The sequence below is a fragment of the Stenotrophomonas sp. S49 genome, assembly GCF_016624905.1.
GTDB lineage: Bacteria > Pseudomonadota > Gammaproteobacteria > Xanthomonadales > Xanthomonadaceae > Stenotrophomonas.
In genome coordinates, this window is record NZ_JACVUD010000121.1 from 1 (window position 1) to 12,034 (window position 12,034).

The 12,034-nt window shown below is 68.4% G+C and carries 11 protein-coding genes; 4 read left to right on the plus strand and 7 right to left on the minus strand.

Features of this window, described 5'->3' with window-relative positions; all coding sequences use genetic code 11:
- Positions 1-76: 76 nt before the first annotated feature.
- The 3 genes from IAE58_RS18425 to IAE58_RS18435 all read right to left on the minus strand — a co-directional run bounded on the left by IAE58_RS18425 (position 77) and on the right by IAE58_RS18435 (position 2,872).
- A complete protein-coding gene (locus IAE58_RS18425; protein WP_108750474.1) occupies positions 77-766 on the minus strand; it encodes a methionine ABC transporter permease in 690 nt (229 codons plus the stop codon).
- Positions 763-1,770, minus strand: a complete 1,008-nt coding sequence (locus tag IAE58_RS18430; protein ID WP_108754204.1) for a methionine ABC transporter ATP-binding protein — start codon at positions 1,768-1,770, stop codon at positions 763-765. The genes IAE58_RS18425 and IAE58_RS18430 overlap by 4 nt, the downstream gene beginning before the upstream one ends.
- 205 nt (positions 1,771-1,975) lie before the next feature.
- Positions 1,976-2,872 (minus strand): DMT family transporter, encoded by an 897-nt coding sequence (locus IAE58_RS18435; protein WP_108750472.1) that lies wholly within the window; start codon positions 2,870-2,872, stop codon positions 1,976-1,978.
- Between the two features lie 180 nt (positions 2,873-3,052).
- On the opposite strand from IAE58_RS18435, the gene IAE58_RS18440 reads away from it, so the two are divergent.
- Entirely contained in the window at positions 3,053-3,535 is a 483-nt protein-coding gene (locus IAE58_RS18440; protein ID WP_010481366.1) for a YajQ family cyclic di-GMP-binding protein, read from the plus strand.
- Between the two features lie 35 nt (positions 3,536-3,570).
- On the opposite strand, the gene IAE58_RS18445 is transcribed toward IAE58_RS18440, so the two are convergent.
- From IAE58_RS18445 to IAE58_RS18455, 3 genes are all read right to left on the minus strand, one after another.
- Complete coding sequence (locus IAE58_RS18445; RefSeq protein WP_233615041.1) at positions 3,571-4,656, minus strand: helix-turn-helix domain-containing protein; 1,086 nt, start codon at positions 4,654-4,656, stop codon at positions 3,571-3,573.
- Positions 4,657-5,053: 397 nt separating this feature from the next.
- Positions 5,054-6,181 carry an NAD(P)-dependent alcohol dehydrogenase gene (locus tag IAE58_RS18450; protein ID WP_199934547.1) on the minus strand — a complete coding sequence of 376 codons (1,128 nt, stop codon included), beginning with the start codon at positions 6,179-6,181 and terminating at the stop codon, positions 5,054-5,056.
- Between the two features lie 18 nt (positions 6,182-6,199).
- The gene (locus IAE58_RS18455; RefSeq protein ID WP_199934548.1) at positions 6,200-7,666 is read right to left on the minus strand and encodes a benzaldehyde dehydrogenase; all 1,467 of its coding nucleotides are present in this window, start codon (positions 7,664-7,666) and stop codon (positions 6,200-6,202) included.
- 195 nt (positions 7,667-7,861) lie between these two features.
- Between IAE58_RS18455 and IAE58_RS18460 the strand changes: the two genes are divergently transcribed.
- Complete coding sequence (locus tag IAE58_RS18460) at positions 7,862-8,428, plus strand: DUF1415 domain-containing protein (RefSeq protein WP_199934551.1); 567 nt, start codon at positions 7,862-7,864, stop codon at positions 8,426-8,428.
- A complete protein-coding gene (locus IAE58_RS18465) occupies positions 8,425-9,228 on the plus strand; it encodes an SDR family oxidoreductase (RefSeq protein ID WP_199934549.1) in 804 nt (267 codons plus the stop codon). Before IAE58_RS18460 ends, IAE58_RS18465 begins: the two co-directional genes overlap by 4 nt.
- Before the next feature lie 88 nt (positions 9,229-9,316).
- Here the strand turns inward: IAE58_RS18465 and IAE58_RS18470 are convergent, their stop codons facing one another.
- Positions 9,317-11,347, minus strand: coding sequence for a M3 family metallopeptidase (locus tag IAE58_RS18470; protein WP_199934550.1), 2,031 nt, complete (start codon positions 11,345-11,347; stop codon positions 9,317-9,319).
- 217 nt (positions 11,348-11,564) lie between these two features.
- On the opposite strand from IAE58_RS18470, the gene IAE58_RS18475 reads away from it, so the two are divergent.
- A complete protein-coding gene (locus IAE58_RS18475; RefSeq protein ID WP_233615042.1) occupies positions 11,565-11,924 on the plus strand; it encodes a hypothetical protein in 360 nt (119 codons plus the stop codon).
- The last annotated feature ends 110 nt before the right edge of the window (positions 11,925-12,034 follow it).

The window sequence follows — 12,034 nt, forward strand, 5'->3', positions numbered from 1 at the left end:
CCCCCGCCGCCCCGCCCCCCCCCCCCCCCCCCCCCCCCCCCGCCGCCCGCCGCCCCCCCCCCGGCGGATAAACCGGTTACTTGCGGGTGTAATGCGCGACCAGGCGGTCGCCCAGCATCTGCAGCAGCTGCACCAGGATCAGCAGCACCACCACGGTGACCAGGGCCACGTCGGTGCGGTTGCGCTGGTAGCCTTCGCGCAGCGCCAGATCGCCCAGGCCGCCTGAACCGATCGCACCGCCCATGGCGGTGAAGCCGACCAGGGCCACCGTGGTGACGGTAGCGGCCGCGATCAGGCCCGGCCGGGCTTCAGGCAGCAGCACCCGCGTGACCAGCTGCCAGGTGGTGGCGCCCATCGACTGCGCCGCCTCGACCACGCCGCGGTCCACTTCGCGCAGGGCGGTTTCGACCAGGCGCGCATAGAACGGCGCCGCGCCGATCACCAGCGCCGGCAGCGTGCCGAGCACGCCGATCGACTGGCCCATCAGCCACAGCGACACCGGAATCAGCACCACCATCAGGATGATGAAGGGCACCGATCGCAGCAGGTTCACCACGATCGCCAGCACGCCGTAAGCCAGCGGCCGGCGCTTCATCTGCGGCGCACCGAACACATACAGCAGCACGCCCATCGGCAGGCCGATGGCCAGGGTGAGCGGCAGCGAGCCGGCCATCATCAGCAGCGTCTCGATGGTGGCCTTGCCGATATCCACCCATTTGTTGGCATCCAGGTGGCGGAAGAAACCTTCAGCAGTGGCGACGATCATCGGCGCAGTTCCTCAACGTGCACGCCGGCAGCCACGAACGCGGCCTGCGCGGCGGACTGGTCGCCGCCCACCAGGGCAACCACCAGCTGGCCATACGGGGTGTCCTTGATCCGGTCGATGCGGCCGGACAGGATGTTGTAATCGATGCCGGTTTCGCGGGCCACGCGGCCCAGCAACGGCTCGTAGGTGTCACCGCCGAGGAAGGTCAGGCGCACGATGCGCCCGCCCACCACGTCGAAATCGCGGTGCAGCACGCCTTCGTCCACGTGTTCGGATTCGCTGACGAAGCGCCGCGTGGTGGCATGCTGCGGGTGCAGGAAGACCTGGGTGACCGGACCGGTTTCCACCAGGTGGCCGCCGTCAAGTACGGCCACGCGATCACAGACGCGGCGGATCACATCCATTTCGTGGGTGATCAGCACGATGGTCAGGCCCAGCTCGCGGTTGATCTTCGACAGCAGCGCCAGCACCGACGCGGTGGTCTGCGGATCCAGCGCGCTGGTGGCTTCGTCGCACAGCAGGATCTGCGGGCGGGTGGCCAGCGCGCGGGCAATACCCACGCGCTGCTTCTGCCCACCGGACAACTGCGCCGGGTACTTCGTCGCGTGGTCCTGCAGGCCAACGGTCTGCAACAGCTCGGCCACGCGCGCGTCGATCTCCGCCTTCGGCGTGCCGGCCAGCTCCAGCGGGAAGGCCACGTTGCCGGCCACCGTGCGCGAAGACAGCAGGTTGAAGTGCTGGAAGATCATGCCGATGCGACGGCGCAGCGCGCGCAGGCCATCGGCATCCAGCGCCGTGATGTCTTCACCGCCGATCAGCAGCTTGCCACCGCTGGGTTCTTCCAGGCGGTTGATCATGCGGATCAGGGTGGACTTGCCCGCGCCGGAATGGCCGATGATGCCGAACACTTCGCCGGCTTCGATGGTCAGGTCCAACGGTTGCAGCGCGCTCACTTGGCGGCCGGCAACGGCATAGGATTTGTGCAGGCGCTGGAACTCGATCACGGGCGTGGCTCACCGGCGGGGCGGAAGAAGGGGCGTGCAGCCTACCAGCGCCGGCGGTTCCGCGCCTGCGCCTTGGGCCAGAATGTTATTCCTTTTGGTTCTAAGCCGCGTGTACCGGGGATGACGCGCTGGGGTCAGAGCCCCTTTGGGGGTCTGACCCCGGGGGCGGATCCCCGCAGGGGCTCTGACCCCATCCCGGGCAGGTTCAGGGGTGGTCCAGCGGCTTCGGCGGCTGCACCCGGTTCAGCCGTTCCCGGTGCAGCAGGTACAGGCCCGAGGCCACGATGATGGCCGCGCCCACCCAGGTGTAGGCGTCCGGCAGCTGGCCCCAGAATGCCAGGTCCCAGCCGATCACCCAGACCAGGCCGCTGTACTCCAGCGGCGCGATCATCGAGGCCTCGCCCAGCTGGAAGGCGCGGGTCAGGGCAATCTGGCCCAGTGCGCCGGCCAGGCCCATGCCGGCGATCAGCGGCGCATGGGCCAGCTGCAGCGGCACCCAGTCGGGCAGCGCCAGCAGGCCGGCGCCGATGGCCATGATGACCAGGAACCAGACCACCATCGACTGCGAGGTATCGGTACGGGTGAGCAGGCTGACCGTGATTGCCGCGATGGCATAGGCGGTGGCCGCGGCCAGCACCATCAGGCCGGGAATGGAAATGAAGCCGTCCACGCCCGGCCGCAGCACCACGATCACCCCCAGCAGGCCGACGCCGATGGCCACCCAGCGGCGCGGCCCCACCCGCTCGCCCAGCAACGGCACCGACAGCGCGGCAATCAGCAGCGGGGCGACGAAATAGATGCTGTAGGCGGTGGACAGAGGCAGGTCGCGCAGGGCGAACACGAAGCAGCCGATCATTGCCATGCCCAGCCCACCGCGCAACAGATGCAGGCCCCAGCGACGTGGAATGAGCGAGCGCGGGCCGGCGCTGGCCAGCACCCAGACCAGCACGAAGGGCAGCGAGGCCGCTCCGCGCAGGAAGGTGACTTCCAGCGAGGGATAACTGGCCGACAGCTGCTTCATGCCGGCGTCCATCAGCGAGAAACAGGCCACCGCCGCGACCATCCAGGCCACCGCGCGCGAAGGGGAGCGTTGCAGGTTCATGGCCCATTATCGCCCGGCAATCGCCGTCTGTAGAGTCGAGCTTGCTCGACTGGCACCCCCGGTAGAGTCGAGCCATGCTCGACTGGCTTTCACGCGGCAGTCGAGCATGGCTCGACTCTACAAACACCGCGGGGCCCACGCGATAGAATGGCCGCCACTGAATTCCGCGGAGCCACGCCCATGCCTTCCTTCGACGTCGTGTCTGAAGTCGACACCCACGAACTGACCAACGCCATCGACCAGGCCAACCGCGAACTCGCCACCCGCTTCGATTTCAAGGGCGTGGACGCGAAGTTCGAGCGCGATGGCGATGTGATCAACCAGACCGCACCGACCGAATTCCAGCTCAAGCAGATGAACGACATCCTGCGCGCGCGCCTGGCCGCCCGCGGCATCGACGTGCTGAGCCTGGAGTTTGGCGACATTGAAACCAACCTGGCCCAGGCCCGGCAGAAGATCACCGTCAAGCAGGGCATCGAACAGAAAATCGCCAAGAAGATCGCCGCAGCGCTGAAGGAAGCCAAGCTGAAGGTGGAAAGCCAGATCAACGGCGACAAGCTGCGCGTGCAGGGCAAAAAGCGCGACGACCTGCAGGATGCGATTGCGGTGCTGAAGGCCGGCAAGTTCGAACTGCCGCTGCAGTTCAACAACTTCCGCGATTGATTCTTTCGCCGGGCATGGCCCGGCGGACTGCGCGACTAATCGCGCAGCAGTTTGTACAGCGTGGTGCGCGAGACGCTCAACTGGCGTGCGGCCAGGCTCAGGTTGCCATCGGCGGCGTGTACGGCACGACGCGCCGCTTCGCGCTGCTGCTCGCGCAGTGGCGCAGCGGCCACTGCGGCAGCCGCCGGCGCACGTGTGCGCGGTGCCCGTGGGGCCCGCAGATGCTGCAGATAGACCGCACTGCCCTCGCCCAGCCGCACCCGGTGCGCCGGGCCAGGCTGCAGCAGATGGCGGCGCTGGGCCGCGCTGGCGCCAGCAAACACCGCTTCCATCGACAGCAGCGGTAAAGGCCCCCGCCGCGGCAGGCCCAGCAGGCGCCGCGCCACCCGGTTGGCCGCGCGCAGTTGCCCGTCCTCCTGCACCGCCAGCAGCCCCTGCAGCGGCGTGGCCAGCCAGCGCGGATCATGCTGCACGGCCAGCAGATGCACATCGGCCAGGGTCTGGAACAGGCGGTTCTCACTGGCCAGCGCGGCCTGCCGGAAATAGCCCTGCAGCAGCGCCGGATCACGCTCGCCCAGCCCGGTGATGTCGATCGCCCCACAGACCTGGCCGTCCAGATCGTGCAGCGGCTCACTCAGGCAGAACACCGGCGCGAAGCGCTGCAGGTAATGCTCGTTGCCGCGCACCAGGGCGGGCATGTCGTCGGCCAGGCTGACCGCCGGCGCGGTGGTGCCGATCTCCGCTTCACCCAGCTGCCGCCCGACCTGGATCGGCCGCAGCAAGGCGGCATCTTCCAGGCCGTGGGCCTGCTGCGCGATCACCATGCCGTGGCGGTTGGCACAGAACATCGTCCAGCCACGCCCGCCGAAGGCCGCCCACAACTGTTCCAGTTCCGGCTGCACGCAGCGCGCCAGGCGACGGTCGTCGGCATCGCGCAGGCGCCGGCCATCGCCCTGCAGCGGCGGGTAATACGGCTCCTGCCCGGGCAGCACCCCGGCCGCCCGCGAGCGCTGCCAGGACTGCTGCAGGGGCAGCGGCAACACCGCCAAGGACTGCACATCGCCTTCCGCGAACGCAGCACGCGCGGCGACCAGCTGTTGTTGCCCGACTGTCGTGGCCATCATGGAAGCAGAGTACACCCGCGCACGGCATGGCCGCGTTACGTCCCGGCAACGGAATGTTTCCGTTTCAAAACATGTTCAAACAAGGGGTCAGAGCCGTTTTCCAGTGGAGACGGATCCGCCCCCCGTGCCGACCAACGGTCGGCACCCACCAAAGCAGAACGCCGTTCCGACAGATCGCGGAGGTCTGTCGAAGGCGGGGGGGGGGGGGGGGGGGGGGGGGGGGGGGGGGGGGGGGGGGGGGGCCGCCCCCCCCCCCCCCCCCCCCCCCCCCCCCCCCCCCCCCCCCCCCCCCCGCCAACCCACGGATAGCCCGCTGTTGCCGTTGCTGTTGCTTCGGCTTCGGCTTCGGCTTCGGCTTCGGCTTCGGCAGGTGCAGGGCGCAGCCCTGCAACCCTTACGCCGCAATACGCAGGATCGGCTTCAACGTAATGCCCTTGGTGCTGTCCTCGGCCGCCTGGTTGATCTGCTCAAGCGGATAGAACTTCACCAGCTTGTCGAACGGGAACCGGCCCTGCTGGTACAGCGTCACCAGCTGCGGAATGAACACCTGCGGCACGCTGTCACCTTCCACGATGCCGCGGATGCTGCGCCCGCCCAGCAGCAGGTTGTTCACATCGAAACTGGCCGTGGTGCCCAGCTTCGGTGCACCCACCACACCCATCATGCCCAGCCCACCCAGCGCCTCGATGCCGGCCGACAGCACTTCCGGGCGGCCGGTGGATTCCAGCGCATAATCCGCACCACCGCCGGTGATCGCACGCACCGCCTCGATCACATCGGTCTGGCGGCTGTTCACCACGTGGGTGGCGCCCAGTTCCAGCGCCAGTTCCAACCGCGACGGCACCACATCAATGGCGATGATGGTGGTCGCGCCGGCCACCTTGGCCGCCATTACCGCACTCAGGCCCACCGCACCGGCGCCATAGCTGGCGAAGCTGCTGCCCGAACGCACCTGCAGCGAATTGAGCACCGCACCGGCACCGGTCTGGATGCCACAGCCCAGCGGGCCCAGCAGTTCCAGCGGCGCATCGTCGGGCACCTTGATCGCATTGATCTCGCGCGCGATGGCGAAGGTGGCGAACGAGGACTGCGCAAAGAAATGATCGTGCAGCGGCTGCCCCTGCGCATCGGTGATGGCGGTATGGCCGTGGCCATCATCGCCACCGAAGTTGAGCCCGAAGAAATCCTTGCAGTAAGCGCCATGGCCACCGCGGCACGGGTTGCAGTGGCCGCAGGCGCCGTAGGTCAGCACCACGTGGTCGCCCACCTTCAGATCACGCACGTTCGGGCCCACGGCTTCGACGATGCCCGCGCCTTCATGGCCCAGCACAGCCGGCAACGGCACCGGGTAGTACTGGTCGCGCACGATCAGGTCGGTGTGGCACAGACCGGTGGCCACCACCTTCACCAGCACTTCGTCGTCCTGCGGACCGCGCAGGTGCGCCTGCTCGATCACGAACGGTTGTTCCTTGCCGCGCACGACGGCCGCGGTAATGTCACGGCCTGCAGTAGTGTTGCTCATCGCGATGTTCCTCCTGGATCAGATCGGGTAGGCGGGCGCTTCGCCCTTGACAGTCATCCACTGCCACTGGGTGAACTCTTCCCAGTTGGCCGGGCCGCCGATGCTGGTGCCGTTGCCGGACGCACCCACGCCGCCGAAGGGATTGATCACTTCGTCATTCACCGTCTGGTCGTTGATGTGCAGCAGGCCGGTGCGCAGGCGCTCGCCCAGCTTCAGCGCGCGGCCCACGTTGCTGGACACGATGGCCATCGACAGGCCGTACTCGCTGTCGTTGGCCAGCTGCACCGCATGGTCGTCATCGTCGAACGGCACCACAACTGCCACCGGCGCGAAGATTTCTTCGTTGAACGCCGGGTTGTCGGCAGCCACGTTGCCCAGCACGGTGGGCTCGAAGAACAGGTCCTGATGGGTACCACCGGCTTCCAGGGTGGCGCCGGCCTGCACGGCATCGGCCACCACGCGCGCGGCATGGTCGCGCTGGGTGGCGTTGATCAGCGGCCCGATGGCCACGTCTTCGCGTGCCGGGTCGCCCACCTTCAGCGACTTCGCCTTGGCCACCAGCTTTTCCAGGAACGCAGCGTGGATCTTGCGGTGCACCAGCACGCGGCCGGTGGCCATGCAGATCTGGCCCTGGTGCAGGTACACGCCCCAGGCGGTGTTGGCCACGGCCAGATCCAGATCGGCGTCGTCCAGGATGATCAACGAATTCTTGCCGCCCAGCTCCAGCGACACCTTCTTCAGGTGCTTGCCGGCCGCTTCACCCACCTTGCGGCCGGCCGCGGTGGAACCGGTGAACTGGATCATCGCCACGTGCGGGGCGCTGGTCAGCGCGGCACCGGCGGCACCATCACCGGGCAGCATGTGCAGCACGCCAGCGGGCAGCCCGGCCTGTTCGAACAGGCGTGCGATGACCGCGCCACCGCAGACGGCCGTGCGCGGATCGGGCTTGAGCACCACCGCATTGCCCAGCGCGATGGCCGGCGCCACCGCGCGCATGGCCAGGTACAGCGGGAAGTTGAACGGCGAAATGACCCCGACCACGCCCAGCGGACGACGCCGCGCCAGGTTCAGCCGGCCCGGTTCAGAGGGCAGGATTTCGCCGGTGCTGCGCGAGGGCAGCGCCGCCGCTTCGTGCAGCGCCTTGATGGTCACCTTGGCCTCGAAGCCGGCCTTCAGGCGGGTCGAGCCGCTTTCGCGCACCAGCCAGTCCACCAGGGTGTCGATGTTGTCTTCGGCCAGGCGTGCGGCCTGGCGCAGCACCTGCGCGCGCTGTTCGTAGGGCGCGGCGGCCCAGGCGCGCTGCGCCTGCGCGGCGGCCGCTGCCGAACGTGCCACCTGCGCGGCATCGGCCAGGCCCACCTGGCCCAGCGTCTGGCCGGTGGCCGGTTCAAGCACCGGCTGCTGCTGCGCGGCGGCGCGCCACTGGCCATCGAAAAAAGCACCGGACCAGAGATCGGCCGGCAGCCACGGGGAAGATGCAGTCATGTTGGGTCCTCCAGTTACGTGGGGCCATTGCACGCCTTTCACTGCCGGGGCGGCAATCGGCCATTGGCCATGCGCGGCCATGTGCTTGAACAGGCACGGCTTTCCAGCATCGCCGCTGTCCAGTTCGTGGACAGTGAACAGCGCGGCGATGACCGCGCGCCTACAATGGCGGCCCCGCCAGCCGATGTGCCCGCCATGACCGATACCGCCCTGCCCACCGACGATCCGATTGCCGCCACCCGCCTGTGGCTGGAGCGCATCGTGATCGGCCTGAACCTGTGCCCGTTCGCCAAGGCCGTGTACGCGAAGGACCAGGTGCGTTTCGTGCTGAGCGATGCCACCACGCCGAAAGCGCTGGTGGAGCAGTTGGCCGAAGAGCTGGTGCTGCTGCGCGACACCCCGGCCGAACAGATCGACACCACGCTGATCGTGCATCCGCAGGTGCTGGTGGATTTCCTGGACTACAACGATTTCCTGGACAACGCCGACGCAGCGATCGAGGCACTGGACCTGCAGGGCATCCTGCAGGTGGCCAGCTTCCACCCGGATTACCAGTTCGACGGCGTGGCCGCTGACGATGCCAGCAACTACACCAACCGGGCGCCCTTCCCCACCCTGCACCTGCTGCGCGAAGACAGCGTGGCGCGCGCGGTGGATGCCTTCCCGGACCCGGACGTGATCGTGGAGCGCAACATCCAGACCCTGGACCGCATTGGCGTGGACGGCTGGTACCGCCGCCTGCGCGGGGAAGACCTGTCGTGAGTGCGGCACCGCCGATCGCCACGTGGCCTGCGGCGCCCCTGCAGGGCAAGGTGGTGCTGGTCACCGGCGGTGCCAACGGCATTGGCCGCGGCATCGCCCAGGCGGTGCTGGGGGCCGGCGGCCGCGTGCTGATCGGCGATCTGGACACCGAGGCCGGCCAGGCCTGCCTGGACGAATGGCAGCGCGGCGATGATGCCGCGTTCCAGCGCCTGGACATTGCCGACGAAGGCAGCGTGCGCGATTTCATTGCCGTGGCGCAGCAGCGCTTCGGCCGCATCGATGGCCTGGTGAACAACGCCGGCATTGCCGGACCGCATGGCACCACGCTGGAAAACATGGAGTGGGACGAATGGCAACGGCGGCTGTCGTCGCTGCATGGCGCGTTCCTGTGCTGCAAGCACGCGCTGCCGGCACTGACGGCCAGTGGCGCAGGCGCGGTGATCAACATCGCCTCCACCCGTGCCTGGCAGTCCGAAGCGCACAGCGAAGCCTATGCCGCCGCCAAGGGTGGGCTGGTGGCCTTCACCCATGCACTGGCCATCAGCGCCGGCCCGGCGGTGCGGGTGAACAGCATCAGCCCGGGCTGGATCGGCACCAGTGCCTGGCAGGCGCCGTCGCGCCGCCACGCTCCGGACTATTCGGCCAGCGACCACGCCCAACACCCGGTGGGCCGCGTGGGCCAGCCCGAAGACATCGGCGCGCTGGCGGTGTACCTGCTGTCCTCGCTGTCCGGCTTCAGCAGCGGCCAGGATTTCGTCGTGGATGGCGGCATGACCCGGAAGATGATCTACGCCGATTGATCGGTGTGCGGTAGCGCCGTCTTTCCGGCGTTACGCCATGCCGGAGCATTCCAGTAGATCCACGCCATGCGTGGATGAGGGCCTACCGTTACGCCATGCCCGAATGCCGCAGCAGCGCTTCGATCTGCGGTGCGCGGCCGCGGAAGGCCTTGAAGTTTTCCGCCGCGGCACGGCTGCCGCCGCGCGAAAGAATCTCGTCGCGGAAACGCGCACCGGTTTCGGCCAGTGCCTGCGGCGCTTCTTCGAAAGCCGCATACGCATCGGCACTCAGCACTTCGGCCCACTTGTAGCTGTAATACCCCGCCGCATAGCCGCCGGCAAAAATATGGCTGAACTGGTGCGGGAAGCGATTCCACACCGGCGGATGGTTCACCGCCACTTCCTCGCGCACGCGATCCAGCAATGCCAGCACGCTGTCCTGCTCCGGTTCGAACTGGCTGTGCAGCAGCATGTCGAACAGGCCGAATTCAAGCTGGCGCACGGTGGCCATGCCGCTATGGAAGTTACGCGCGGCCAGCATGCGCTCGTACAGCGCGCGCGGCAGCGGTTCGCCACTGTCCACGTGCGCGGTCATCGCCTGCAGGTGGTCCCATTCCCAGCAGAAGTTCTCCATGAACTGGCTGGGCAGCTCCACCGCGTCCCATTCCACGCCATTGATGCCGGCCACGCCCAGTTCGCCGATGCGGGTCAGCAGCTGGTGCAGGCCATGGCCCATTTCATGGAACAGGGTGGTGACTTCGTTGTGGCTGAAGGTGGCCGGCTTGCCGTCGGCACCGCGGCCGAAGTTGCACACCAGATAGACCAACGGCGTCTGCACGCTGCCATCGGCGCGTACGCGGCGGTTGCGGCAGTCGTCCATCCACGCGCCACCGCGCTTGCCTTCGCGCGCGTACAGATCCAGGTAGAACTGGCCCACCAGCGCGCCCTGCGCATCCACCAGCCGGAAGAAGCGCACGTCGTCGTGCCAGACCGGCGCGCTGTCGGGCTGCACCCGCAGGCCGTAAAGCTGCTCGATCACCGCGAACAGGCCGGCCAGCACCTTCGGCTCGGTGAAGTACTGCTTCACCTGCTGCTCGGAATAGCTGTAGCGCGCCTGCTTCAAGCGGTCGGCGGCGAACGCCAGGTCCCAGGCCTGCAGCGGTGCAATGCCCAGCTGTTCGCTGGCGAACTGTTCCAGTTCGGCGCGGTCCTGTGCGGCGAACGGCTTGGCACGCACGGCCAGGTCACGCAGGAAGCCCAGCACTTCGGCCGGGTCCTGCGCCATTTTGGTGGCCACCGAGTAGTCGCCGTACGAGGCAAAGCCCAGCAGCGCCGCCAGCTCGCCACGCAGGGCCAGGATGCGGTCGATGTTGCCGCTGTTGTCCAGCGCGTCGTCGCCGAATTCCGAGGCACGCTGCGCGCTGGCGCGGTACAGGATCTCGCGCAGGTCGCGGTCTTCGCCCCAGGTCTGCACCGGCAGGTAGCACGGCATCTGCAGGGTCAGCTTCCAGCCGTCGTGGCCGTCCTTCTGCGCAGCCGCACGCGCGGCGGCCTTCACGTCGTCAGGCACACCGGCCAGGCGCGCTTCGTCGTCCACCACCAGCGACCAGGCGTCGGTGGCGTCAAGCACGTTCTGCGAGAACTTCGCCGACAGTGCCGACAGCTCCTCCTTGATGGCGGCGAAGCGCTGCTGCGCGGCCGGCTCCAGTTCGGCACCACCCAGGCGGAAGTCACGCAGGGTGTTGTCCAGCACCTTGCGCTGGGCCGCATCGAAGTGCGCCGCTTCGGCGCTGGCGGCCAGGGCCTGGTACTGGCGGAACAGTGCCAGGTTCTGGCCCAGCGCACTGGCAAAGCGGGTCACCCGCGGCAGGTTGCTGTTGTAGGCCTCACGCAGCTCAGGGGTGTTCACCACGCCCTGCAGATGGCTGACCAGGCCCCAGGCGCGCCACAGGCGCTCGGTGGCATCGTCCTGCGGGGTTACGAAGGTCTGCCAGGTAACCGGCTGCACCTGCTCGGCCGCGCTGACCGCCGCCTCGGCCTGGGCCAGCAGCACATCCAGCGCCGGTGCCACGTGCTCGGGGCGGATCGCCTCGAAGCGCGGCAGGCCGGAAAAATCGAGCAGGGGGTTGGCATCGGTCACGGCAGATCTCCAGGGGAACAGGCCCGGCGCGCGGGCATCAGCCCCGATATGGCGCTGGCGGGGCCGGCAGACAAGGGGGCGGCGCACCGGGCATTCACGCCGGCCTTACGGCACCGCGCCGAAGCTGGCCGCGCGGGGGAGACCGCAGCGGTACGTACCGACGAGGCCCCACATGGAAGGTCTGGCTCCAGCCCCAACCGCAGCACCGGGCCGGTCGATGGCCCTGACGGCCAGTGCCAACGAACTGGCCTGGATCGCCGCGTTGTGCGACGCCGGCGACGATGCGCCGCGCCATCTTGCCCAGTTGCAGGCCGTGCAGCAGCAGGGCGGCCGATTGAACGAGACCCAGGAGTGGTACCCGTTCGAGGTGATCGAACGCGGCGCCAGCCACCTGCATCCCGGGCATGAGCGCGAGTTCGTTATCTGCGTGCTGCTATGGCTGCAGGCACTGGCCCAGGGGCGCGCCAGCAGCCTGGACCCGCACCTGCACCTGGATGACCGCGCGATGGATATCGAGGCGCTGCCCGATGCACTGCGCGATGCGGTGCTGGATGCGTTCATGGCGGCGGGGTATTGATACGCCATCGCGACCGCCGGGCATGGCCCGGCACTACCTTGACCACCGCTTCGCTCGCCGGGGGGGGGGGCGCCCGGGCCGGGGGCCCCCCCCGGGGGGGGGGGGGGCGG